Genomic DNA, 24,168 nt, shown 5'->3' on the forward strand with positions numbered 1-24,168 from the left:
TTTTAGGTGATGTGGGCAAATAGATGTTTTAGTTCATTGATAAGTTGCAAATAAAACTGACATTTGGTTGTATGATCGATGCCCATTAGGGTCTGATCTTTGCCTAGCAATTAAAAATTATAGTAAGAAAACTGCCCCTAAGGTAAAGGCAGCTTGAAGACGTATTTGTTGCCTCTACGGGTGCGTTAGCGAACAAACAAGTAACCGAAGATGAGCGAAAGTATTAGCCACTCCAATTATGCCCGAACTTGTCTTCTCATAACTGCTGAGCACACGGTTCGGCTTCACAATGCTAAACTCCCAAAGCTAAGCCGAGCCCTCAAAACACTATTGTTTCGTGAATTTCCAACCTCTCAGGGTAATAACTGCGCTATCTTTGGACACGTTTAAATCATAAAATTTGCCTGGCCTAAGTTCCAAAATAAACTTATCGTCGTACTTACTTGGGTATACTTTGCTTTGCAAGTCTCCCCAAAACAGTTGCAACCCTTTGTCTTTAGGTTTAATAGCAATAGTCCCAGCATCAGCATGGACATATTTACCAATAAGTGATGAATGACGCTCGGCGAAACGGTCTTCATAATTTGACAACTCATTGCGTTTTTTTGCAAGCTTAACCTTAACCTCTTCGACAAACAGCGAATTTTCTTTCATTTCTTTGTGGTGTGAGGCGATTAAATTAGCTACCTTCTGCCCAGTTAACATCTTGTAAGCTATTTCAGAAATACTACCACTTAACTCATTGGCAATTAGGCCACTTTCATTATGCACAATGACAACGCCAATATTTTTTTGAGGTGAATATGAAACCTCAACGGAGGCGCCATCGAACCCCCCTGTATGAGCTAATACAGGCACATCTGCTATTTTTGAGTGCATCCAGCCCCATCCATACCCCGAAAAGTAACTGTCAAGATTGCTGACCAAAAGTGTACGCGAATCATTTAAAACCGATTTGGGAAATACAGATTTCTCTACGTTTGAAGGAATTAAATGCGTGATCAACTTTGCCCAATCACGGGGTCTAGCAAATATCCCCACCGAATACAGCGTACTGTTACTTTTATTCATGTAGATTTCGGCTTGGCCATCTTGATATTTATATGTGTATGGTTTGGGAATTGGCCAGCCTATTCGCCTTGCGTTGTCCACATCTGCCGTTGAGTTTTTCATACCAACTGGAGACAACACAAGTTCATTAATAGCATTACCCCACCCTCCTGTGTAGTTCTCATCAAACCATATGGCCATTAAATTATATCCAAGGTTTGAATAATCAAATTCACCTTTTTTTATCTCTGGATGCTTTTTAAGCGACGCGACAAAACTCAGCCTTTGCGCTTTATCGTGATCCCCGGTGTAAGAAAAAGCCCATGTCATTGCCTCATTCTCAAGCCCAGAGGTATGAGACAGTAAATCTCTCACTGTGTAATTATTCGCATCAATGTATTTAAACTTGATGTTAGGAAATAACTGTTTCAACGTAGAGTCTTTTGTTAGCAAACCCTTTTGCTCTGCCTGCAATACAGCAAGGCCCATTATGGCTTTGGTTGTTGAGGCAAAATAGTAGACTGAATTGGTATCAACGGGGATTTTGTTTTTTACATCAGCCATCCCAACATGGACTTCATGGACGATGTTTCCGTCTTTAATTAAAACAACAGATGTACCTGATACTGACTGTGTTAGTGATTTGGCCTTAACAATATAGTTGTCTAAGTCAGAATAGTCTGACGCAAAACTGGTAAAGCAAGTAAACAAGATTGCGCAGACCACATACTTATAAACCATAATACGATTCCTTATAATTGAAATTATCTTCTCTGTACGCTATAACATACGACCATACCACCGTCTGTTATAACGTACAAACAAATATGAAAGTAAAATCTGAAATTTCTATTAATTTAGGTCACTCTGTAAAAGCACTGAGGATTGAGAGAGGGCTAAGCCTTAGTCAACTATCTAAAGATACTGGGATATCTAAGGCTATGCTCAGCCAAATAGAAAGATTCGAATCAAGCCCTACTGTTGAATTACTATGGAAGCTATCGCAAGGACTCAATATCGAATATACAGCTTTACTTAATTCAAAAGAAGCTAATTTAATGGAAAACGCCATCGACCATGAGGGAGCAATATTTACCCCTGTCTACGCTTCAAAAGAAGCTAAAAAAACGGAAGTTTTTCATATTTCTTTCGCCCCCTTTAATCTACATACACGTGAAGCTCATAAAAATGTCGCTGAAGAATCAATAACCGTTCTAGAGGGGCAGCTTGAAGTTTTTTATGATGGGAAATGGCACTTAGTAAAATCAGGAGAGCAAATCAAATTTAACGCTGATCAGGAACATGGATATAAAACGACCCAAACACCAGCAAAATTTATCAACATATTGGAGTACAAATAAACATCACAGTTATGTTTAATATACTCTTTCGTTTAATCATGTTCGTAACTAACCTAAAACGCAGAGAAACTGGACATTGCGACTACACACAAAATGCCTGTAGTCGCTGTCGTTTTTAATTAGAACTTGATAGACGGGTGAGATAAATAGCTGACACCCACCACAAATTTGTGCCACTCCACAGTGTCGTCTACTATTTAGTTCTGAACTCAAAAGCTGATAAATAGCTGACACCCACCACAAATTTGTGCCACTCCACAGTGTCGTCTACTATTTAGTTCTGTGAGATAAATAGCTGACACCCACCACTAATTTGCACCTTCCTAAGATGCCGCCTAAGCTTTAATTCTGCACTCAAAGGATTGAGGAAACCAAACTATGGCAACTGCTCGCAAAAGACAAATCAGTTTAACCGACACCAAAATCTTATCGGCCCACACAATATCCTTCTTGCTCACTGCGCGCTTTGCTTTAGCACTGGTACCCGCAGACCTAACTTCAATACCCGGATGATTTCGCCAAACTCGCTCGGCTGTTGGGCTGCGCCACTGATTACGACTACAGATAAACAATACGTGCGTCATCAACGCTTACCTCCACAAATAAAGGGCGTAGTTGGAACAAAGTGGTTTCCTTTAAAAGTACACTTTGGATCGCCACGCTGTAGAGCCTGATGTTGCTGCCATCGAGCTTTGTCTCTCACCATTTCAATGGCTTCGCTTTGCTCAGCAATTTTCTGCAACAATAATGCTTTAGCAACCCGCTTGTTAGCATGCTGGCTGCGCTCGCTTTCCACTCTCACACTTAACCCTGAGGCAATATGTGTAGCTCGGACCGCAGAGTCGGTCGTATTCACATGTTGCCCGCCAGCTCCTGATGCACGACAAGTTTGGAAGCGAATTTCCGATGCCATTTTAACCTCATCCACTATCATCATTTTCCCGCTAAAAAACCAGTTTTTACGCTTATGTTTGATCCGAAAAGGACTCGGATTTACCCATAACAGCGGACCATGCCAATACTCAGCAAGTCGCCGTGCACTCTCAGCCAATTGGATCAATACAGACTTGATACAGCCTTTCTGCTCGTGCATTTCTTGGCTGAGAATAGTGTACTCTGCACCTATCGTGTTTGCTTGTTGCTCAAAAAGCTGAAGCGCCAAAGCAACGGCTTTACCGCACTCGGCTGGGCCTTTTCCTGCGGAAAGTTGCAATAAGATCATGATGAGCAACTCCCATTAGTTTTAAATGTCAGCACCGGGCGTAGCGTCGCTATCACCTCTATCAGCCCCGCATCAACCAAGTCGCTAACGATAGTTTCACACTTTTTATAGGCTTGAGGCGCTTCATCGTATAGCAATTCTTTATTACCACAGATCACACGACTGCCAAACGCAGTACGATACAGATCTTCGCGCTTGTATTTATGACTTAGGCGACTTTGACAGTCTCCCCTTTTCCATTTACGTCCGGCGCCATGAGCCAAAGAATATAAGCTAGCGTTTAACGCAGCTTGGTTGTTTGACGGTTGTACCAAATAACTATAATCCCCCCGTGAGCCAGGAATAACCACCGCGCCTTTGTCACTGGGTGTGGCACCTTTTCTGTGTAGCCATCCAGCTTTACCATCAATGACCTTGGGGGATACCAAATTATGATTCACATCGAGTGCACATTGACCATCACTACGAATGGCCTTTAAGAACCTTTTCGCAATCAAAAAACGATTGAGCTCAGCCCAGCGAACTGCTTCATCATGACGCGCTAAATACTGTGAACACTCACTTTGTGCATCCAAATCAGCTGCCAAACCATCATGATTGAACCGTGAAATGTGGTCCATTAACACAGATTGCCCCACCCCTCGAGACCCTGAATGTACTAGTAGCTGTAACTGTTTTGTATCAAGCCCGAGTGCAACAAATGCCGCAGCATTGTGAACACTTTCCACCGCTTGAAACTCAGCAAAATGATTACCACCGCCAATGGTACCTAGCGCACTTTCAAATAGCCCCTCGGCAATACCACGAATAGCCTGCTCAGCTTTGATGGTTTCCTGCCAACTTGAATCCAAGGGCAGCTCAATATCTTCCAGACGTTTAGCAAACTTATCTAAGTTTACTTTTGAGACCTTTGTGGTGGTTTGCCACAACGCCATACCGCAGCCAATATCGTTGCCCACCAAAGCAGGATAGAGTCTATCGCAACTAAAAAATGCTGCTCCAATTGGATAGCCTCGACCGGGATGCAGATCAGGCATTCCGGCCACACGATGCATACCGGCTAATTCAGAAGTTTTTGTCAGTTGTTGGATCGCCGCGCCTTCAATCCAAGTGTCTTGGGAAGCGAATAAACACACACGATCAGAAATTTTTTGGACGGATTTGCCCATAATACCAATACCTTTCTATAAGAATTAGAAACAAGGTTAAAAAATTTGTGTATTGGCAGGTCAAGAATGGCTTTTTTACAGCAACGATCGGAAGAAAGTTTGATCACCGATATAAAGAGGCTGTCAGATGCTTTCGCAAGCTAATAAATGATAAATAGCGCTCGCGAATTACAGAGCAAGACCTGCAAAGGATAACGATGTATATGTCATATTTTTCTCTCCTCTACAGTGAATGAATGGTTAATCGCGGCAAGTGTAAATAATTCAGGAACAAAATACAAGCTACGGAAGAAACTGAGTTTGATTATGTTTTTAGTATGTACATATAAAGTGTTCACCCACAAAAAAGTTCGCTTTGAACGGCAGTTCTGGGTTTTGTGGGTGAAAATAATGGTGGGTGTCATTGATTCTTTGATTCTTGCCGAGTATCTGACAAACTGATTTGCCGCTTCCTTGCTAATCCCATTGTTCACTCCTTGAACCGGAAATTTTGAAATTATTATGAAGAACTTAAAGCTTAGACAAGTCACTCAGGTTTCAAGTTTGAGTGACTGTCTAGCTTAATTAGTTTTTTAATTCAATTGATTATCACCGTAAACGGGCAACTCACTGATGTGATTTTTGACGGTTCTGATCGTTGGGTGACGACTTCGGCTTATTAAACATACCGCGTGGAGCCGATTTCCAAACCAAAAATCCACTTTCTGCTTTAGTACAGATTTTCCATTCATCTACTTGAAAGTGTCTTGCACCTTCGGAGAATTCGTTATCTGCGTAATAGCAAAACTGAGTTTCATCATCACTTTTAGTAATCATGCTTTCTTTTTGCGTAGAGTCTCCTTCTGCAGCAAAAATTACGCAGGGGAGAAAAAGAGTACCTAAAACTATTTTTTTCATCACGCCTACCTTAATTTTATTGCCATGTGCCAGCTTGGCAAGTTTGAGTGGTTCCATCTGAAAGCGTGATGGTGTCCCCGTCTTTGTATGTGACATCAGCATAAGTGCAATCAGTATCACTACCTGTATCGCTATTGCCGCCACTCACCAGCTCAAGTTCGTTTATATTTATTTTACGCATATTATTTTTCACTCTCTTGCCATATGCCACCTTGGCAAACTTGAGAAGTGCCATCTGCGAGCACTACTCTAGCTCCATCAGAATACTTTTTACCATCACGGTAACAAGCATCAGAGTCCTTATCACCACCACTTACTTTTTGTAATTCGTTTAAGTCTAAGTTACGCATAGTTATATACTCCTTTAAATCGGATATTTCCTGTATGTAAATCCGGTTATCTTTTACCAAGCCTGGCCACTACTTAGTCTGACTTTAGCTATCTTACTGAAATTGACTAAAAACAGCCGCTTTTATTTCTAACAAGGCTTTTAAGCATTGCCTTACCAGAAAAACTTTTCACATTTCGAACAGTTAAAGGTACTGATTATATACCTATCAGCTTACCGTCATTTTTGGCTATAAATCGGCTAGTGTTGGTAATAGGAGGTTACACTCCATTTAGCCCTTGAAATGAGAAGACTATAGAGATTACCTACTTCGCTCTTGATAAAACCAAATCTATTTAAAAATCTTTTAAACACTACTCAGAAATAAGTTACTGAATTGGAAACATAATGTCAACACCCTGATATCGCAGTGTAAAGCCGGGTTCAAGTTGATAGACTTCGCGGGACTGTTACTGTAAGAAAGATAAATAGCTGACACCCACCACAAATTTGTGCCACTCCACAGTGTCGTCTACTATTTAGTTCTGAACTCAAAGGATTGAGGAAGCCAAACTATGGCAACTGCTCGCAAAAAACAAATCAGTTTAACCGATACAAAATACTACCACTGTATCTCACGCTGCGTAAGGCGTTCATTTCTATGCGGTGAAGATAAATTCACTGGAAAATCATACGAACATCGCCGTGATTGGGTTGAAGAAAAGCTCCTGATTTTGGGGTCTGTGTTTTGTATCGATGTTTGTGCTTATGCTGTGATGAGTAATCATACTCACGTAGTTTTATATGTTGACGATAAAAAGGCTAAGCGCCTGTCGGATAAAGCGATTGTATTACGATGGCACAAGTTGTTTAAAGGCAATTTGCTTAGCCATAAACTTATTGAAGGTGAGCCACTCGGTGAGTCTGAGCAGTTGATACTTGATGAGCATGTCGCCAAGTACAGAGAAAGACTGGCTAATATTAGCTGGTTTATGCGGGTGCTCAACGAAGACATCGCCCGTCGAGCAAATAAAGAAGACAATTGTACTGGCCGATTTTGGGAAGGATAAATAGCTGACACCCACCACAAATTTGTGCCACTCCACAGTGTCGTCTACTATTTAGTTCTGAACTCAAAGGATTGAGGAAGCCAAACTATGGCAACTGCTCGCAAAAAACAAATCAGTTTAACCGATACAAAATACTACCACTGTATCTCACGCTGCGTAAGGCGTTCATTTCTATGCGGTGAAGATAAATTCACTGGAAAATCATACGAACATCGCCGTGATTGGGTTGAAGAAAAGCTCCTGATTTTGGGGTCTGTGTTTTGTATCGATGTTTGTGCTTATGCTGTGATGAGTAATCATACTCACGTAGTTTTATATGTTGACGATAAAAAGGCTAAGCGCCTGTCGGATAAAGCGATTGTATTACGATGGCACAAGTTGTTTAAAGGCAATTTGCTTAGCCATAAACTTATTGAAGGTGAGCCACTCAGTGAGTCTGAGCAGTTGATACTTGATGAGCATGTCGCCAAGTACAGAGAAAGACTGGCTAATATTAGCTGGTTTATGCGGGTGCTCAACGAAGACATCGCCCGTCGAGCAAATAAAGAAGACAATTGTACTGGCCGATTTTGGGAAGGACGCTTTAAATCTCAAGCCCTACTGGACGAGGCAGCACTGGCTGCTTGTTTGGTATATGTGGACTTAAATCCTATTCGGGCCAACATCGCTAAAACACCTGCAACCTCAGGCTACACCAGTATTAAGAAGCGTATTGACCACGCAAAGCTGGGAAAACAACCAAAAAGCCTACTACGCTTTGCTGGCAGCCCACGAAAAAAGATGCCAAAAGGACTGCCCTTTGAGCTCAAATCCTATATTGAATTGGTTGAATTAACAGGCAAAATCATTCGTGCTGACAAACATGGTTACATCAACGAAGCGCAACCCATTCTCACTCGGCTAAATATAAAACCTGAGAACTGGATAAAACTCACCACGCAATTTTCTCGAGTATTTCACGGTGCTGTTGGCCGAGAGCAAACAATAACCGCTTACTGCCATACGCTTCAAAAACGACGACGAAAAAACCTAGCAAACTGCGCGCGTTTGTTAGCTTAGTAGACCGAACACTGTCAACTCTATATTTCTAACTGCTGTATTTACAGTGCGTTGTAGTGCGCGATAAACCTGTTTTAATCATGAGATACGCTTGAGCGCCAATCACTCTTCATTTATGAGCACTTTTGACCCCAGTGATTGATGTGTTTCGACCTTTTTAACGCTTATTTTCCCTGCATGGGTGAAAATAATGGTGGGTGTCATTGATTCTATGTTGCCCTCGCCAGTACCGCGCCCCTCTTTAATCCACTTACGATATTGCGCCTCAGTGTGGCCAATCTTCCTAGACATGATATACCGCTATAACTGATTGAAATTTCAGCATGGCTAGAGTGAAAGTGTGATGCAAATTTATTAATTCATGAAGTCACTGTGAGCGCTCAAATCCAGTGAAAACATCAACTAACTCTGGCCAGAGTTAAAAAAATTAGCGTTACTTTACAGCCACACCTCTAGAATAGATTTGATCAATAGACACGCAGCAGCAATCAGCAGAGAATACCCACGACAAGTAGACTCAAAACACAGCCCCTTGGCAATTAATCTACAAGCCTCATCAGCGCCTTTTTTACTCATAACGCCTTTTACTTCTATCTTGCCCTTATCTCGTAGTTTCATATTGAATACCTCTTTAAAGTACAATTATTTGGATACAAAACAATCTAGCAGAGTCGGAAAGATGAATTTGCTGTACAGCAAAATGGCCGAGACCGTACACCAAAGGCATGTCTCGAAGGTGAGTATCTCGGAGAAATAACCTACCAACTCTTAGCTTGATGACGTCATTATTCGTAATTGCGGCTGGAATGTATTTTAAACTGGATTAAAAAATAGAGTGGAACCAATTCGAGTAGTGCTATCAGTGAATTGTTAGTTGAAACAAAAATGGCGGCTACCCCACATCTTAACTTTTGTATAAGTTATGGCACCGGACAGAACCGCATAACCGGTATGAAACTTTATTGTTTGGGATGATACTTTATTGTATGGGGTGAAACTTTATTGTTCACCCACAAAAAAAGGCGCTTTCGCGCCTTTCATCATTCTACCGTTACGCTCTTGGCTAGGTTTCTTGGTTGGTCTACGTCGGTGCCTTTGATCACCGCTACGTAGTAGGAAAGTAGCTGGAGTGGGATTGTATAGACAACTGGGGCGATGATGTCTTCAACGTGGTTGACGTTCATCACGCGCATGGTGTCGTCTGAGGCAAAGTTTGAGTCTTTGTCTGCAAATACGTAGATGATGCCGCCACGAGCGCGTACTTCTTCAACGTTGGATTTGAGCTTTTCCAACAACTCATTGTTTGGAGCAACGACGATGATTGGCATGTCGGCGTCAATCAGTGCCAGTGGGCCGTGCTTTAACTCACCTGCAGCGTAGGCTTCAGCGTGAATGTAGGAAATTTCTTTGAGCTTTAGTGCGCCTTCCATCGCGATTGGATATTGTGAGCCGCGACCTAAAAACAGTGAATGGTGTTTGTCGGCAAATTCTTCAGCCAATACTTCAATACCGTCGGCCATGCTCAGGGCTTCTTCAAGCTTGGTTGGTAGGGTTTTAATGGCGTTGACGATAACGCTCTGATCTCGGCCTTTTTCCTGCGCAATTGACGCTGTTAGCATCAACAAGCCGACAAGTTGTGTCGTGAAGGCTTTGGTAGATGCAACCCCAATTTCTGCACCCGCTTTGGTCATAAAGGCTAAATCTGATTCACGTACCAGCGATGAGCCGGGTACGTTACAAATAGTCATTGAGGCCATGTAACCTTGCGCTTTGGCTAGACGTAATGCCGCGAGCGTGTCTGCGGTTTCGCCCGACTGTGAAATGGTTACTAATAAGCTGTTTTCATGCACGAACGATTCGCGGTAGCGAAACTCTGAAGCAATCTCTACATTGCAGCTCACGCCTGCGAATTGCTCTAGCCAATAACGCGCAACCATGCCTGAGTGATAAGAAGTTCCACAGGCAATAATTTGTACGTGTTTTACGTCTTTGAAAATTTCGTTGGCTTTATCACCAAAAGCGTCCACCGCAACACGATCGTTGTCTAGACGGCCTTCTAATGTATTGCGGACCGCCATTGGCTGCTCGTAGATTTCTTTTAGCATGTAGTGGCGATATTCGCCTTTGCCTGACACATCTTGGCTGATGTTTGACTCAACCACCTCGCGCTCCACGCGATTGCCGTTCAGATCATAAATTTCTACCGTTTCACGTGTAATACGAGCAACATCGCCTTCTTCTAAGAAGATAAAGCTGCGCGTTACCGGTAACAGTGCTAACTGATCAGATGCAATAAAGTTTTCGCCTAAACCAAGACCGATAACCAGCGGGCTCCCTGAGCGCGCTACGATCATCTCGTCTTGGTTAGCTTTATCGAATAGCACCGTGCCATACGCGCCTTCCAGCTGCTTAACCGCTGCCATAACGGCTTCAAGTAAGCTGTTGTGTTGTTGGCGCAGTTGGTGAATTAAATGCACCATCACTTCGGTGTCAGTGTCAGATAAAAACTCGTAGCCGTCTTCTTTTAATGCTGAACGCAAACCTTCGTGGTTTTCGATAATACCATTGTGAACCAGTGCTAACTCATTATTAGAAATGTGCGGGTGGGCGTTGGCTTCTGTGACGCCACCATGGGTTGCCCAGCGAGTGTGCGCAATGCCGGTCGTGCCTTTAACTTGTGCATCGTTAAGCGCAGTTTCTAGATTAACGACTTTACCTACCGCTTTGACGGCATTTAATGTTCCAGCATCAGCCAATGCTACACCAGCAGAGTCATAGCCACGGTATTCAAGGCGCTTAAGGCCCTCAACTAAAATTTTGTTTACTGGGCGCTCTGCTACAGCACCTACGATTCCACACATAATCTCTCCGTTATTTGCACGTTGTGTGTCAATTAACCAGCGGATTGAGCTGGTTGATTAAGTTCAGCACAGATCAATTGAATACCTTGCGCTTTGATCGCTTGGCGCATGTCGTCGCTCAAGTTGTTGTCAGTGATCAAAGTGGTGATCTGTGCCCATGGGATCTCTAAATTTGGTATTTTTCTGCCTATTTTTTCTGATTCAACCATCACCACGACTTCGCGTGCAGATTGTGCCATCACGCGACTCAATCCAATCAGCTCGTTAAAGGTAGTCGTGCCACGCTCTACATCAATACCATCAGCACCAATAAATAGCTGATCAAAGTCATACGATTGCAGCACTTGCTCTGCAACTTGGCCTTGGAAAGACTCCGAATGCGGGTCCCAAGTTCCACCGGTCATCAATAAAGTAGGTTCATTTTCTAGTGACAGCAATCGGTTAGCGATATTAATAGCGTTAGTCATCACCACCAAACCGCGCTTATTAGCCAGTTCAGGAATTAAGGTTTCGGTGGTTCTACCGCTGTCGATAATGATGCGGTAGTGATCTTTAATCAGAGATGAAGCTGCTTTAGCAATCGCCTGCTTACGCTGTGAATCCTGCTTACCATTGTCACTGGCGATAATCTCTTTTGGCAGCGCCACCGCGCCACCATAACGACGCAGTAACAAACCGCTTTTTTCTAACGCGGTTAAATCTTTGCGGATCGTAACTTCTGAAGTTTCAAACTCAGCAGCGAGGTTATCAACACTGACTTCACCTTGTTCATTCACTCTGGAAAGTATTGTGTGCCTGCGTTGTTGAGTGTTTCGTTTTGTCATCACTTAAGTTTCGATTCGAAATTTAACCGGATTATAGTCGAAACTTTAAAACTGAAACAATCACTTTTTTACTTTGTACACTTTTTAACTGGAATAATTTAATACAAAAGTATAAATTCCCCGATTCAAGGTACAAGAAGGATTTTTAAATGAACAAAAGCTTAATAACATCAATACTTTGCTGTTCTTTGTTACTTGTTGGATGTGGCGGCTCAAGTAACAAATCATCTTCAGATAAACCTGTAGATACCTCTCCTGGAGGCGGCGGCACTACTGGTGGAGGTTCAACCAGCACACAACCCGTTGCCAAAATTCAATCGAGTGCATCAGGTGTCGCTGGTGATACACTGCAAGTAAGCGCTGCTGGTAGCACTATTCCTGCTAATGCTAAGTTGTCTTGGCGCTGGCAGAGCAAGCCTGATGGCAGCACAGCGCAATTTGCAGACACAACAGCACAGCAAACGCACTTTACTGCGGACGTGGCAGGTACTTACATCATTGAACTATTGATTGAATCAAATGGAAAAACGGCCAAATCACAATTTACCATTACCGTAAGAGATAAAGTTGATTCCGTAACTCCTGTCGCTAAGATCCAATCGACTGCGCAAGGCTATGTAGGTGATACACTGCAGGTGAGCGCAGCTGGTAGTACTATCCCTGCCAATGCTAAGTTGTCTTGGCGCTGGCAAACCAAACCGAATGGCAGCACGGCAAAATTTGGCGATGAACATGCCCAACAAACATACTTTACAGCGGATGTGGCAGGTACTTACATCGTTGAATTGACTATAACATCAGGCGAAAATGAAGCTAAAGCGCAGTTTTCAATCACGATAAAGGATAAAGCTGCTACCATCATCCCCATCGCTAAAATCCAATCTAGCGTACTAGGTTATACTGGCGATACACTGCAAGTAAGTGCTGTAAGCAGCACCATCCCAGCAAATGCTCAACTAGCGTGGAGCTGGGCTGCCAAACCGACGGGGAGCACGGCGCAATTTGCAGATCCTAACGCCACGCTGACCCAGTTTACCGCTGATGTCGCGGGTACCTATATCGTTAAACTATTTATTCGCTCTGGTGCAAATGAAGCCACAGCCCAATTTACTATTACGATAAAAGACAAAACGCCACCAACAGAAAATACACCGCCAGTTGCCAGCTTTACACTCACCAAGCAAGAAATCGCGGTAAATGAATATTTAAAGCTTGATGGTAGAGCTAGTTCGGACAAAGATAACGATAACTTAAGTTATCAGTGGCAAGTTAAAGCGCCTGAAAATGTTCCTGAATATATCTTGGTCAGCCCAAAAAATAGCGTGGCCTCGTTCGCCTCTCGTTTTCCAGGGGAATACACCATTACATTAACGGTGACAGATGGCAAAGCATCTCATAGTCAATCCGCCAACATAACCGTTGCCGGTGAACCGCCTGCAACGGCTAAGCCTCTCAATGCCGTTATCACCGCACCAACCGAAGTCACCCTTAGTGGATTGATCACCCTAGTGACGCTCAACAGTACCGATAAGAGCCAGTTTTATGGCAGTGTTTTACCTTTGTGGAGCATTGATAGTAAACCAGAGGATAGCAACCCTGTTATCCTTGGTGTTAATGGATTCGATACTTCCATGACTGTGGACAAACCCGGACAATATCAGATCCGCTTAAGCTTTAAAGACAGAAATGGAAAACTCAGTGAAGATACCCATACTTTTACAGCGCAATATGGCGACCCATCTAGGCCCTTGGTTTATCTAGACAGACCGGAATCTGGTAGAGTAAACCATACGGTTGAAATAAGCGCCAAAAGAAGTCGAGATCTGGATGGCAGACCACTCACATTCAAATGGACATTCGAACCTAAAACAGCCGACATGGCCTACTCTGTTGAAGACGAAAACACCCATACGGTTAAGTTTACACCGCACTCTGAAGGGTTTTACAAATATCAAGTTGAAGTCAGTAATGGCGAGTTGAGTGACATTGCACCAGGACATTTATACGTAGACCCTGAGAACTACGCACCCAGAATAGAAATTAGTCCGAAAACCACTGTAGCTTCAGAAGGTGAAACCAAAACTTTCTATGTCACTGGTTCAGATAAAGACGGCGATACGCTGACTTACACTTGGTCTCTTTACGCAAAGCCTGATAACAGTCAAGCTGTCATTAATGATACTGGCGATCAAGCTGCAATCACTTTTGATGTAGCAGGAAGCTATATTGTGAAATGTGTCGCCTCAGACGGAGAGTTAGAGGCTTGGACCGTGGCAGCAGTTAAAGTGAGTGAAGCGCAAAATAGTACGCCGAGCATCACATCAATAGGTTACCAAGGGACACCATCACGCAACTCGCTACTCCAACTTACCTCCACTGTGGTAGATCAAGACAGTGAAAGCAGTGATTTAACTTACTTCTGGAAAGTGTTCTCCCCAACAGGCCAAGTGATTACGGACACAATTCAACAGGGCGTTGGCTTACAATTTACCCCTACCGACACGGGAAACTATCACGTGGAACTCAATGTGGTGGACGACAAATCAGGTGCGGTTGCAACTAAAGCGTTCAGTTTGACCGTAGAGTAAAATTGTAAAAGGAATTAAGCGCCCTACTCGGCGCTTAATTCCTTCATGGTTCCTGGTATTCAAATATGCTATCGCGTCCTGAATTAGAGCGTTTATTCCAAATTGAACTAACTTCCAGTATTCAAATAACAAAATCATAGATAAAAATCACCGCAAATTTATGTGGTGGTATTGATTTTGTTATAACATCCCTAAAAAAGGAACTTAAAAAGGAAATTTTATGAAAGCTGTCACGCTTATGATAAGCGCAATTTTAACTTTGGGACTAACTGCCTGCGGCGGTAGTTCAAGTTCATCCCCCAAAAAAGACCCCCCACCAAAGGTCGATGATGGCAAGGTAAAGTCACAACCGCCAGTAGCTAAAGTAAATGCTGTTAATGATGTCGAGATTGGACAAACCATCACTTTAGATGGCTCCTCCAGCTCGCTCCCCGAAGGTACCATGGTCCTCTGGCTGATGTTAGAAAAACCAGAGTCAAGCAAAGCACAATTGAGTGACACCAAAACGCTACAGCCAAGTTTTACGGTCGACGTCGCAGGTAAATACGAGGTACAACTACTTCTTACCAACGGTGACAAAACATCCGCTGCCAATGTGAGTTTTACTCTGGAACAATCAACGGAAAACCAACAACCAACAGCGACTTTTTCTGCAGACACTACCAACCTTTATCCCAATGAAGCCGTGACGTTTGATGCCAGTCGCAGTTCCGATCCCGACGGAGACCAGCTAACTTATCAGTGGAGCGTCGATACTTTTAGAAATAACGCGGAGTACTCCATCACTGAAGGAAATACGGTTAAAGCCACATTTAGCACAGCAACAGTTGGTAAGTACGTTGTCAACTTAACGGTTTCGGACGGCACCCTGACTGATACTTTCAGTAAAACCATTGACGTCACTAAGTCGCCATTAAAACCCGTAATTATTGCCCCATCGTCTGCCAAAATTGGTGATGAGGTATTTTTAACAGCAGGAAATAGCACGTTAAATAGCAACACTGAATTAACCTGGAGACTAAATAATAAGCCAGAGAATAGTAAAGTTGAGCTACATGGTAGTAATACCATGGCACTCAGTTTCATTCCTGATGTGGCAGGCTTGTATTCGGTGCAGTTAATGCTTGCTGACGAAGGCGGTGATTTCAGCACAGCAATAGCGGAGATCACGGTTCAAAATCATGAGACCAATTCGTCACCAACAGCGATTATCCGAAATACTGCGACGCAAAGCACAACCCATGAAGAAGTCACACTTAATGGCGCAGCCAGCTTTGACCCCGATGGTGATACATTAGGCTATCAATGGCAAGTTGAAGCGCCTGAAGGTGCTCGCTACACCCTCACTAACACAAGCGAAGCGAACGCCACATTTATGGCTGAAACCAAAGGAAGTTACCGCTTTAGTTTGACGGTGTCAGATAGTGAGTTAAGCCATAAAGCCACCTTAACACACCGAGTTGTGTCAGGTAATACGGCACCAACCGCAAGCTTTTCAGTACTATATCCCAAAGAGCCTCTTAAGCCTGTGCGAATATTAAAAGCGCGTGGTAGCGATGATGAAAACAACACTCTGATTTATAGATGGTCCATCGAACATCAGCCTGATGGTAGCAAAGCAAGCATCAAGCAACTTAATCATGAACATGCAGAGTTAACTTTCGACGCCAGTGGTATTTATAAAGTTCAAGTCGTCGCGTCAGATGGACAGTTGGAAAGTCAACCTTATACCGAGGAACTTGAGCTGGAGCACGAAACAAACCAAAGACCCGTTGTTAGCAAAATTATTATTCCCGAAAACATAGAAATCGGTGTACCGATCACTCTGGAAGCGATTGCATCTGATCCTGAAGGCGCGCCTCTCACTTTTCGGTGGAGAGTAAGGTCATTGAGTGGTGGAAGCTATGAGCTCAAGCCATCAACAACGTCGAAAGCAGAATTAACGATATACAAAGCAGGGGCTTACGTTGTCGGTGTTTATGCCAGTGATGGCACTCTAGAAAGCCGTATTCCGCGATCCAAGGGTGTTCGCATTAACGAATAACCTGCCAATCTAGGTGCCAGTTTTACCGCTGGCATCTTTAAAATGATAAATGAAGGATAGGACTTGCGTCTGCAAGTCCAAGTTTAAGCCATAATCAAAGGTGATTGTATGAAAGCGATAACACTTATCGCAGCCGTGGTATTCACCATTGGTCTGACAGCCTGTGGTGGCGATTCATATTCTACCGGCCTTCCTGTAATAGATACGGAGAATGTCCAGCAGCCGGTTGCTCGGATAGCACCTGTCACGACAGCCAAAGTGGGTAAAAAGCTTACGCTTGATGCTACCAGCAGCCTAATCCCAAAGGGCGCATCATATCAGTGGCAATGGTTGCAAAAGCCGGAAGCTAGTAAATCTGAACTCAGTGATCCAAAATCATTACAGCCCACTTTTACCGTGGATGTGGAAGGTGAGTATGAGTTGCAATTTATCATTGATAGTGACGACAAACGCTCAGTCACGCGCACCCGTTTTTCCACGCTTACAGATAAAGCCAATCAAAAACCGGTAGCAAGATTCAATTATAAGTTTGATAACTTCTATCCCGATGAAGTCGCCACCTTCGACGCCAGTGGAAGTTCCGATCCCGATGGCGATAGATTGACCTTCCAGTGGATTGTGAACGCGCCAACCGAGAACGCTGAATTTACGGTAAGCGATGAGAATAAAGCAAAAATTTCTTTCAAAGCCACAACGCTTGGCAAATACAAAGTATCGGTACTGGTATCAGATGGGGTCGACACTGAAGTGTTTTCAGCAAATATTGATGTGACCAATACACCGCTAAAACCTGTTATTTCCTTACCTGCTGCTGTCAAAGTTGGTGATGTTGTTCATATAAGTGCCGCCGATAGCACCATGTATAAAGGAACCACTATTTTGTGGTTCCTGAATCGTGGACCGAAAGAGAGTGAAACAGAACTCACCAGTAATAGCACGCTAGAAACCAGCTTTACCCCTGATGTCGCAGGTGAATACTCCGTACAACTCATGTTAATAGGCGATAAAGATAAAAGCTCAACAATTGAGCTTATAACTGTCGTGGCTGAAGGCGATAATGCTGTACCAACCGCAAACATTGTCAATGCACCAAAACGTGGCTTAACATACCAAGAAATCATTCTTGATGGTTCAACCAGCCATGATCCAGATGGTGATCAGTTAAGCTACCAATGGCAAGTAAGCGAACCTGCAGGAACAAAATATACATTAACCACAACCCAAGACCCGCAGGCCACTTTTGTAGCAGAAGATGTTGGACGTTATTTAATTAGCCTAACCGTCTCCGATGGTGAATCAAGCAATACCAAAGTTCATGTTTTCCATGCAGTCACTGCAAATACGCCGCCTTCGGCCAGCTTTGTCGTCAAAAAACCAGCGATTAATCAAGGAAAAAGAGTGGTGCTTGAAGCCAATAGCAAAGATGCAGAGCAGTCCGAATCTCAACTTGAGCATCACTGGCAAATTACCAAAAAGCCCGCACATAGCTCGGCAACAATCGCTGCTCTGAATTACTATGAAGCTGAGCTCATTTTTGATTTCGGTGGCAGTTATGAAATCACACTGGTAACTTCCGACGGTCATCTAACAAGCAAACCTTTTGTTAAGGCAATGACACTTCGCCGGCCGAACAACCAAGCCCCAGTGATTTCAAGTGTTAACGTAGATGACAACCCTAAGGTCAATAAGCCAATTCTCTTGGAAGCTATCGCTACAGACCCTAACGAAGATCCACTGGTATTCAATTGGTCTGTTGAAGATGACTTAGGAGCCAAGGTTGAATTTTCTCGTCCGAACTACCAAAGCACAGAGTTTACCGTTAGTAAGGCAGGGAGCTATTTGGTCACGGTGACCGCCAATGATGGGGAATTAACCACAGTTAAACAGGTTTCGACCCTCATTACAGTTACCGAATAACTGCCAAAGATGCCAGCGCTTGGCTGGCATCTTACCTAACCTCAGCTGCGAATAAGGATTTTGGTAATCCAAAATTAAGATGGCGCTTAGCTTTTAACATCCAATGGTGGTATTTTGCTCAATATCAAGGCGTTTTTACGAAGTAATAGTCGGCTATTACGAGTGAAAACAACAAAGAGAGTGTGGCAAAATAGCTTTATTGGGCAAATTCGCTTATGCGCAGCTGAGGTTAACTAAACATTCCGCGCTCCATAGTAACCGAACTATGCTGTTCAGAACCGAACTCATCGTATGCTGATTCTACTCGAAACAATGCCTGTTCAGCACCTAAACTCTGTAATGCTTGTTCGGCTTCACGCAGTGAGTTAAACGCTTTAAAACGACCAGCCTCGTCGCTTAAACAATAAAACTCGCCTTTGGCATCCTGCCCGCCTGCCAAGTAGTGATTGGAATCCGCGTAGCTCAACACCACCGCTTTTAATGCATGCTCAGCTAATTTTTCTCTTAACTCTGTCGCTAACATAACCTGGTCCTCTTACTGAAGGAATGCCCAATGATATTGGTATAACTAAAATGTTAAACGCACAAAACCACAACATAGTTCATTTTTTATTCACCCCGTCTTTAAAATAAATGTAGGTTTTGGAAAAACCCTATTACTTTGAACCTGTTATTCACGCCCAATGAGAGTCGTTTTTAATATCAAAGCGTTTGCTGGTAGTAATAGCTGGCCACTGGAAGTGTCCAAAGACTCAAAAACGCAGCCACGGTGAGGCTCTGCTCAGCACAAAACACCACTAGATCACCAGAAAAGCCAACAATCTATCGTTAGGTAATCTAATGTTAATGATATTAGAGGTGCGGTTGTTACACGCGAGATTATTAGACCTATCGCTTTCATATTCTACTCTGTCTGCAAATAGCCACTTCTCGCGTGATTACGTTCAAGCTAAGTTTACTCATGCCGTAAAATCAACGATGGACGCACGCGGGTGGCTTTATATGCCTGTACGGCAACAGTCAACCAAGTAACAACTAACACCGCCGATATCGCGGTTACGTATGTCCAAATCGATTGAGGAATGTGCTGATTAAATCCTGCGAGCCAATTTCCCAGCACAAAATAGGACACCGGCATTGCAACCACACTGCTACAAAGTACCAAAAATAAGAACTCTTTCGCGATGGTATTCACAATACTGCACTGGCCAGCGCCTAGCACCTTTCTCATCGCGATTTCTTTTTGTCTTTGCTTGACAATAAAGCGCGTTAATCCAAACACCCCCAACAAAATCAACACAACTGACAACACACTGGCAATACCGACTACCTGATTAAGGCGTCGCTGCTCGTGATACAAAGCTTGATAGTTATCATCCAGTAACGACAATTTGAGCGGTGCAATGTTGAACCGCGACTCAATAAAGTGCGTAAGGGATTGTTTAAGCTGCTTTGAATTGGGATTGTCAACTTTAACAATCAGCGAATAACTGCCACCAACACCCAAGCCACAAACAAACACGACAGGCGCTCCTTGGTAATTAACGGGGCCAACTTTAATGTCCTTAACTACGCCAACGATGGTCCCAGTTGCCCGAGACACAGGTCCAGCTGCAAAGGTAATTTGTTGGGAAAGTGCACTTTTTGGGTCTTCGTAACCAAGTAAAGGCAGTACCGACTCTGGTATAATAACGCTTGATTGTTTTTTGCGCTATACCAATCCGATGTATGTGCAATTGAGAAATCTCGTCCAACCAATAATTGCAGCTCTAGTGCTTCAACTACGTTTCCACTAACACCTGCAAGTGACAATGAGAACGGCTTATTTGGCGTGCTCGGATCATCGATAAAAATGCCTGCATTGGTTGATTGTGTAATCGAAAAGTCCAACGCGACAGCGGCCTGAATACCTTCCTGTTGCTTTAATATGTCTAGCATATTACGGTGTCTCGGTTCGGTAATGATCGAAGCTGGCATATCTTCAATCACCCATTGTGTCGACTTTCCATAGTTGACTGGCAAAGACTGCAAAAATCGCAATTGTTTGGTTATTGTAAGTGACCCTATCAGCAACCCAATAGACAAAACAACCTGCACCGATAACAAGCTTTTCCTAAGCCAAGTCGCAGCTCGACCACGCTGCAGCTTTCCGCTAAGAATGGCTTTGGTATTTGACCTAGAAAGATACAGGCTTGGATAAACACCAGAAGCCACTCCCACCAGCAAACTCAATCCTAAAATTTGCCAGAGCATACTCTGCCATCCTGTAAATGGTAATGGTCGACCTAACAACTCAACAAAGTGAGGCAATGCCAGTTCTACCAATACACACGCACCAACAATCGCCAACAATGCCAATAGCATAGCTTCGGTCATAAACTGGCTGAACAACTGCAGTCGACTCGCTCCCAGCGCTTTGCGTATACCGATTTCCTTTGCCCGCTGCGAGGCTTGCGCAATACTGAAATTTACGTAGTTAACGCACGAAATAAGCAGCAGCAGGATTGCCATCACCACAGAGATCATTACCGAACTTAGTGCACCGCCAACTTTCATGTCTTGTGCATAATTGTTTCCTAAATGGATGTCTCGTATTGCTTGTAAACGATAGCTTACTCCCTGCCATTGCCAAATTTGCTGAAATATCTCGGTTATTTTTTCCGCTAGTTGCTCGGTATTAGCCTCTGGACTCACAGCCACGTAGGTATGCGCAACATTGCCCCGAATGTTCTCGTAGGGCGAAAAGCTCACCAAAGACCGGAAATAAAAGTGACTATTGATCGGCAAATCTTCAAAAATCGCCGTCACGGTAAGTATTTGGTTATTATGCTTAAGTTGTAATTTTCTACCCTGTAAGGACTGCAGCTGACTGTGATTACCAAACAAACGCAATGCTTCTGAACGCGATAAAGCTATTTTATCTGGCTCATTGAGTGCACTGTATAAACTCCCCGCCAGTATTTTAATGTTAACGAAATTAGTTATGTTGGCAGTGGCCGCATAATTGGCAGATAACTGCAAAGCATTATTACCCACAACCACCTTATCGTCACTGACCATCAACGTCTTAAATAGATAGAAAACATCTTCTATACCCGCGATCTCGTTGAGCCGCTTAGCCGCACGCGGCGTCGTTAAAATGTACTCATTGTTATTCTCTTGTGCATGCATTACCAGTCGGAAGTGCTTGGTTACATTAGGCTGGGTGAGGTCAAAAGAACGTTCATGCTGCACAAACAGTCCAATAAGCATAACGATCGCCATACCCAAACTTAGACCAAACACGGAGAGCAAAAAGTGTGGTTTGTTGTTAACAAAAGCTCTGTACGCTGTAATTAAGTAATTGAATAACATTGCTTAATTACTCACATCGCAAAATTAGTGAAGGTCGAGTGCTCGCCGCTTTAAACGCCAATGAAGCCACTACCAGCCAAGTAAACATCGCTACCACCAGCACGGCCGCACCGTAAATCCAAAATGCTTGCTCAATACGTTCGTTAAAACTGTTCAACCACTGGTGCATCACCCAATAAGCAAACGGTAAAGCAATCACCGCCGCCATCACGATAACACGCATAAATTCTCGCGCTAACAGGTTTACTAAGCTGAGCCTTGTGGCGCCGAGCACCTTGCGAATTGCCAATTGCTTTTGCTGACGCTTTGCTGCAAATGCGGCGAGGCCAAATAAGCCAAGGCAACTCAGTACCATCACCAAAAGAGAAAAGGTTTGGATCAGTACAAAGAGATCTTGTTCAATGCGATACACTTGCGCTAAATCTTGCTGCATCATGCTGAACTTCGGATCGGCAGTGAGGTTAAATTTGAATAGGAGTTGCCGTAACGCATCAAGTAACTGCGGCATGTTGGCTTGCTCGGTGCGGATCACCAACTGAACCGTAGATTGCGAGCTATAACCACTAGAAAATGAAACAGGTAGCCAATCATCTTTTGCTGAGCCTACTTTGATGTCTTTCACAACACCAACAATGGTTGCGGTGACATTTCTATAGAGTCCAGTAACTTGTAGCCCAACAACATCCTCAACGTTACGATAACCTGCACGTTTAGCCATTTGTTCTGTCACCAAAATCGCCATTGCTTGCGGTGCCTCTGGGTCATGATCTGCTGATGTATAATGTAACCAGTCGCTTTGAAATTGTGGTGAAAAGTCCCGACCTGCAAGTAACGACAATCCTAATGTCTCAACTGCATGAAACCCTGTGCCGATGGTCGGCGGAAGCTCACTTTCTTCATAGCCATTAGGCCAACGAAAATAAAAGCTCTCTAGGATACTCTCGGTTAAGTCGGTATCCGTCGTGGTGACTTGTACTACCCCTGGCAACGCACGGATCTCATTTAAAATGGCATGCTCTTGTTGCATTAATTGCTTACTACTAAGGTCATGAACAACGATACGCTGCTCAGCATCATAGCCAACTGACAAGGATTGCAAATAAGCAAGCTGCTGTAGACTCACAAAACTACATACTATTAATGCAATGGCCATTGCGGCTTGAAATATCAGTAGCCCTTTTCGCACTGAGCTACCAACACGTAGCTGCCCAGCCAATAAGGTGTTTAATGATGCTCTAGCAACACAATACGCGGGATACGCACCGGATATAAGCGCAAGCAGCATTACCATAAGCACTATTGCGCCGACCTGCATCCAACTCCAAGACAGTTGCAGCGGTCTGTTAGCAAAGTCACTGAATCCCGGCAATAAGAGTTCAACCCAGCACAACGCTAAGATGGTCGCGCTCGCCACCATCAACACCGCTTCCAATAAAAACTGCAAAAACAACTGTGCTTTGCTCGCTCCAAGCGCCTTACGCATCGCCACTTCTTTGCACCGATACAGCAATTGCGACACCGCAATATTGATATAATTTGCCGCAGCAATCGCCAATAGCAACACGCTTAACCCCAAGCTCATAGCGACCAAGAAAGCAGAACCGCCCGGCTTAAACTCAAATGGCGAATGTGCTTTAAAGTAAATATCACGCATCGGCACCAAACGGTATTCCAGCTTGCTGTTTTTCAGCTGATATTGCGCGATAAGTCTGGTAGCTAGCTGCTGCTCAATACTGCTTAGATCAGCTTGCTTGTGGGTTTTCACATAGATAAAACTGGATATTTCATTATGCTCGTTAAAATCAACTGGCGCTAACGCATGAAACAAAAAGTGATTGTTGTCAGATAAATCAGCAAATATCGCAGCAACAGTAAAGCTTTGTTCATCAATTTGCATGGTTTTTGCTAACGCAGCTCCTGCGCTGCCAAACAAGCGTGATGCTTCACTTTCACTCAATGCGATATGATTGGGCGTCGATAGTGCTTTAGTAAGATCTCCCCACTTAACCTGCAAATCAATAAAGCGAGTAATATTGGCCGAAGAGCCGTACAAGTTACGTAACTTATAAGCTCGCCCGGCAATCTTCACATGTTCAGATAGCAAGTCGCTGTCTACCATGTCGGTAAGGATCAGCAAATCCTCAATATCACTGCGCGACGTTAGGGTTTGCGCAACATTGACCATGGTCAACGGAATTTCCTCTAACCCGGGGACGTTAACATCAACATGTAAGCGATAAATTCGATCGTGATCGGGTCCTGAGCGGTCAAATGACAACTCATATTCAGCAAAAAGCGCAACCAACATGGCCGCAGCCAAACCAATACTTAAACCAAAAACATTTAATAGTGAATGCAGCTTTTGCCGTTTAAACACTCTACATGCAGTGATAATGTGTGAAATCAACATATACAGTCCTTTTC

General features: G+C 43.6%; 20 protein-coding genes and 1 pseudogene. 6 read left to right on the forward strand and 15 right to left on the reverse strand.

From position 1 onward, the window contains the following. Positions 1-327: 327 nt before the first annotated feature. Positions 328-1,791: a serine hydrolase domain-containing protein gene (locus ACSLBF_RS17030; protein ID WP_440054529.1), complete on the reverse strand. Its 1,464-nt coding sequence runs from the start codon at positions 1,789-1,791 to the stop codon at positions 328-330. Between the two features lie 86 nt (positions 1,792-1,877). Here ACSLBF_RS17030 and ACSLBF_RS17035 point away from each other — a divergent pair, with 86 nt between their 5' ends. Beyond that, positions 1,878-2,411, forward strand: a complete 534-nt coding sequence (locus ACSLBF_RS17035; protein ID WP_440054530.1) for a helix-turn-helix domain-containing protein — start codon at positions 1,878-1,880, stop codon at positions 2,409-2,411. 335 nt (positions 2,412-2,746) lie between these two features. On the opposite strand, the gene ACSLBF_RS17040 is transcribed toward ACSLBF_RS17035, so the two are convergent. The 6 genes from ACSLBF_RS17040 to ACSLBF_RS17065 form a co-directional block, all read right to left on the reverse strand. Continuing rightward, positions 2,747-2,995 (reverse strand): arsenate reductase/protein-tyrosine-phosphatase family protein, encoded by a 249-nt coding sequence (locus tag ACSLBF_RS17040; protein ID WP_440054531.1) that lies wholly within the window; start codon positions 2,993-2,995, stop codon positions 2,747-2,749. Then, positions 2,995-3,633, reverse strand: a complete 639-nt coding sequence (gene prfH, locus ACSLBF_RS17045; protein ID WP_440054532.1) for a peptide chain release factor H — start codon at positions 3,631-3,633, stop codon at positions 2,995-2,997. The genes ACSLBF_RS17040 and prfH overlap by 1 nt, the downstream gene beginning before the upstream one ends. Beyond that, positions 3,630-4,802 carry an RNA ligase RtcB family protein gene (locus ACSLBF_RS17050; RefSeq protein WP_440054533.1) on the reverse strand — a complete coding sequence of 391 codons (1,173 nt, stop codon included), beginning with the start codon at positions 4,800-4,802 and terminating at the stop codon, positions 3,630-3,632. The genes prfH and ACSLBF_RS17050 overlap by 4 nt, the downstream gene beginning before the upstream one ends. Before the next feature lie 606 nt (positions 4,803-5,408). Next, positions 5,409-5,699, reverse strand: coding sequence for a hypothetical protein (locus ACSLBF_RS17055; RefSeq protein WP_440054534.1), 291 nt, complete (start codon positions 5,697-5,699; stop codon positions 5,409-5,411). 16 nt (positions 5,700-5,715) lie between these two features. Further along, positions 5,716-5,880: a hypothetical protein gene (locus ACSLBF_RS17060; RefSeq protein ID WP_440054535.1), complete on the reverse strand. Its 165-nt coding sequence runs from the start codon at positions 5,878-5,880 to the stop codon at positions 5,716-5,718. 1 nt (position 5,881) lies between these two features. Next, positions 5,882-6,049: a hypothetical protein gene (locus ACSLBF_RS17065; protein ID WP_440054536.1), complete on the reverse strand. Its 168-nt coding sequence runs from the start codon at positions 6,047-6,049 to the stop codon at positions 5,882-5,884. A gap of 553 nt (positions 6,050-6,602) precedes the next feature. Between ACSLBF_RS17065 and ACSLBF_RS17070 the strand changes: the two are divergent. Beyond that, positions 6,603-7,094, forward strand: a pseudogene (locus tag ACSLBF_RS17070) (transposase); the annotation flags it as partial. A 90-nt stretch (positions 7,095-7,184) separates the two neighbouring features. Further along, the gene (locus ACSLBF_RS17075) at positions 7,185-8,156 is read left to right on the forward strand and encodes a transposase (RefSeq protein WP_440054537.1); all 972 of its coding nucleotides are present in this window, start codon (positions 7,185-7,187) and stop codon (positions 8,154-8,156) included. A gap of 102 nt (positions 8,157-8,258) precedes the next feature. Here the strand turns inward: ACSLBF_RS17075 and ACSLBF_RS17080 are convergent, their stop codons facing one another. The 4 genes from ACSLBF_RS17080 to ACSLBF_RS17095 all read right to left on the reverse strand — a co-directional run bounded on the left by ACSLBF_RS17080 (position 8,259) and on the right by ACSLBF_RS17095 (position 11,841). Further along, complete coding sequence (locus tag ACSLBF_RS17080) at positions 8,259-8,447, reverse strand: hypothetical protein (protein WP_440054538.1); 189 nt, start codon at positions 8,445-8,447, stop codon at positions 8,259-8,261. 147 nt (positions 8,448-8,594) lie between these two features. After that, positions 8,595-8,774, reverse strand: coding sequence for a hypothetical protein (locus ACSLBF_RS17085; protein WP_440054539.1), 180 nt, complete (start codon positions 8,772-8,774; stop codon positions 8,595-8,597). Between the two features lie 422 nt (positions 8,775-9,196). Continuing rightward, the gene (gene glmS, locus ACSLBF_RS17090) at positions 9,197-11,017 is read right to left on the reverse strand and encodes a glutamine--fructose-6-phosphate transaminase (isomerizing) (RefSeq protein WP_440054540.1); all 1,821 of its coding nucleotides are present in this window, start codon (positions 11,015-11,017) and stop codon (positions 9,197-9,199) included. A gap of 32 nt (positions 11,018-11,049) precedes the next feature. Then, positions 11,050-11,841, reverse strand: coding sequence for a DeoR/GlpR family DNA-binding transcription regulator (locus tag ACSLBF_RS17095; RefSeq protein ID WP_440054541.1), 792 nt, complete (start codon positions 11,839-11,841; stop codon positions 11,050-11,052). A gap of 149 nt (positions 11,842-11,990) precedes the next feature. Here ACSLBF_RS17095 and ACSLBF_RS17100 point away from each other — a divergent pair, with 149 nt between their 5' ends. The 3 genes from ACSLBF_RS17100 (at position 11,991) to ACSLBF_RS17110 (ending at position 18,390) form a co-directional block, all read left to right on the forward strand. Further along, complete coding sequence (locus tag ACSLBF_RS17100; protein ID WP_440054542.1) at positions 11,991-14,429, forward strand: PKD domain-containing protein; 2,439 nt, start codon at positions 11,991-11,993, stop codon at positions 14,427-14,429. 220 nt (positions 14,430-14,649) lie between these two features. Further along, positions 14,650-16,473 (forward strand): PKD domain-containing protein, encoded by a 1,824-nt coding sequence (locus ACSLBF_RS17105; RefSeq protein ID WP_440054543.1) that lies wholly within the window; start codon positions 14,650-14,652, stop codon positions 16,471-16,473. Between the two features lie 108 nt (positions 16,474-16,581). Further along, positions 16,582-18,390 carry a PKD domain-containing protein gene (locus tag ACSLBF_RS17110; RefSeq protein WP_440054544.1) on the forward strand — a complete coding sequence of 603 codons (1,809 nt, stop codon included), beginning with the start codon at positions 16,582-16,584 and terminating at the stop codon, positions 18,388-18,390. A gap of 229 nt (positions 18,391-18,619) precedes the next feature. Here the strand turns inward: ACSLBF_RS17110 and ACSLBF_RS17115 are convergent, their stop codons facing one another. The 4 genes from ACSLBF_RS17115 to ACSLBF_RS17130 all read right to left on the reverse strand — a co-directional run bounded on the left by ACSLBF_RS17115 (position 18,620) and on the right by ACSLBF_RS17130 (position 24,154). Beyond that, the gene (locus ACSLBF_RS17115; protein ID WP_440054545.1) at positions 18,620-18,913 is read right to left on the reverse strand and encodes a DUF6482 family protein; all 294 of its coding nucleotides are present in this window, start codon (positions 18,911-18,913) and stop codon (positions 18,620-18,622) included. A 432-nt stretch (positions 18,914-19,345) separates the two neighbouring features. Then, a complete protein-coding gene (locus ACSLBF_RS17120) occupies positions 19,346-19,993 on the reverse strand; it encodes an ABC transporter permease (protein WP_440054546.1) in 648 nt (215 codons plus the stop codon). Then, entirely contained in the window at positions 19,960-21,654 is a 1,695-nt protein-coding gene (locus ACSLBF_RS17125) for an ABC transporter permease (RefSeq protein ID WP_440054547.1), read from the reverse strand. Before ACSLBF_RS17125 ends, ACSLBF_RS17120 begins: the two co-directional genes overlap by 34 nt. 97 nt (positions 21,655-21,751) lie before the next feature. Beyond that, positions 21,752-24,154 (reverse strand): FtsX-like permease family protein, encoded by a 2,403-nt coding sequence (locus ACSLBF_RS17130; protein ID WP_440054548.1) that lies wholly within the window; start codon positions 24,152-24,154, stop codon positions 21,752-21,754. Positions 24,155-24,168 lie beyond the last annotated feature (14 nt).

The organism is Pseudoalteromonas sp. T1lg65 (assembly GCF_051930985.1).
Lineage (GTDB): Bacteria > Pseudomonadota > Gammaproteobacteria > Enterobacterales > Alteromonadaceae > Pseudoalteromonas.

Coding starts and splice junctions, on each gene's coding strand:
- ACSLBF_RS17030 (WP_440054529.1), bottom strand. CDS start 1,791: ATGGTTTATAAGTATGTGGTCTGCGCAATCTTGTTTACTTGCTTTACC.
- ACSLBF_RS17035 (WP_440054530.1), top strand. CDS start 1,878: ATGAAAGTAAAATCTGAAATTTCTATTAATTTAGGTCACTCTGTAAAA.
- ACSLBF_RS17040 (WP_440054531.1), bottom strand. CDS start 2,995: ATGACGCACGTATTGTTTATCTGTAGTCGTAATCAGTGGCGCAGCCCA.
- prfH (WP_440054532.1), bottom strand. CDS start 3,633: ATGATCTTATTGCAACTTTCCGCAGGAAAAGGCCCAGCCGAGTGCGGT.
- ACSLBF_RS17050 (WP_440054533.1), bottom strand. CDS start 4,802: ATGGGCAAATCCGTCCAAAAAATTTCTGATCGTGTGTGTTTATTCGCT.
- ACSLBF_RS17055 (WP_440054534.1), bottom strand. CDS start 5,699: ATGAAAAAAATAGTTTTAGGTACTCTTTTTCTCCCCTGCGTAATTTTT.
- ACSLBF_RS17060 (WP_440054535.1), bottom strand. CDS start 5,880: ATGCGTAAAATAAATATAAACGAACTTGAGCTGGTGAGTGGCGGCAAT.
- ACSLBF_RS17065 (WP_440054536.1), bottom strand. CDS start 6,049: ATGCGTAACTTAGACTTAAACGAATTACAAAAAGTAAGTGGTGGTGAT.
- ACSLBF_RS17075 (WP_440054537.1), top strand. CDS start 7,185: ATGGCAACTGCTCGCAAAAAACAAATCAGTTTAACCGATACAAAATAC.
- ACSLBF_RS17080 (WP_440054538.1), bottom strand. CDS start 8,447: ATGTCTAGGAAGATTGGCCACACTGAGGCGCAATATCGTAAGTGGATT.
- ACSLBF_RS17085 (WP_440054539.1), bottom strand. CDS start 8,774: ATGAAACTACGAGATAAGGGCAAGATAGAAGTAAAAGGCGTTATGAGT.
- glmS (WP_440054540.1), bottom strand. CDS start 11,017: ATGTGTGGAATCGTAGGTGCTGTAGCAGAGCGCCCAGTAAACAAAATT.
- ACSLBF_RS17095 (WP_440054541.1), bottom strand. CDS start 11,841: ATGACAAAACGAAACACTCAACAACGCAGGCACACAATACTTTCCAGA.
- ACSLBF_RS17100 (WP_440054542.1), top strand. CDS start 11,991: ATGAACAAAAGCTTAATAACATCAATACTTTGCTGTTCTTTGTTACTT.
- ACSLBF_RS17105 (WP_440054543.1), top strand. CDS start 14,650: ATGAAAGCTGTCACGCTTATGATAAGCGCAATTTTAACTTTGGGACTA.
- ACSLBF_RS17110 (WP_440054544.1), top strand. CDS start 16,582: ATGAAAGCGATAACACTTATCGCAGCCGTGGTATTCACCATTGGTCTG.
- ACSLBF_RS17115 (WP_440054545.1), bottom strand. CDS start 18,913: ATGTTAGCGACAGAGTTAAGAGAAAAATTAGCTGAGCATGCATTAAAA.
- ACSLBF_RS17125 (WP_440054547.1), bottom strand. CDS start 21,654: ATGGCGATCGTTATGCTTATTGGACTGTTTGTGCAGCATGAACGTTCT.
- ACSLBF_RS17130 (WP_440054548.1), bottom strand. CDS start 24,154: ATGTTGATTTCACACATTATCACTGCATGTAGAGTGTTTAAACGGCAA.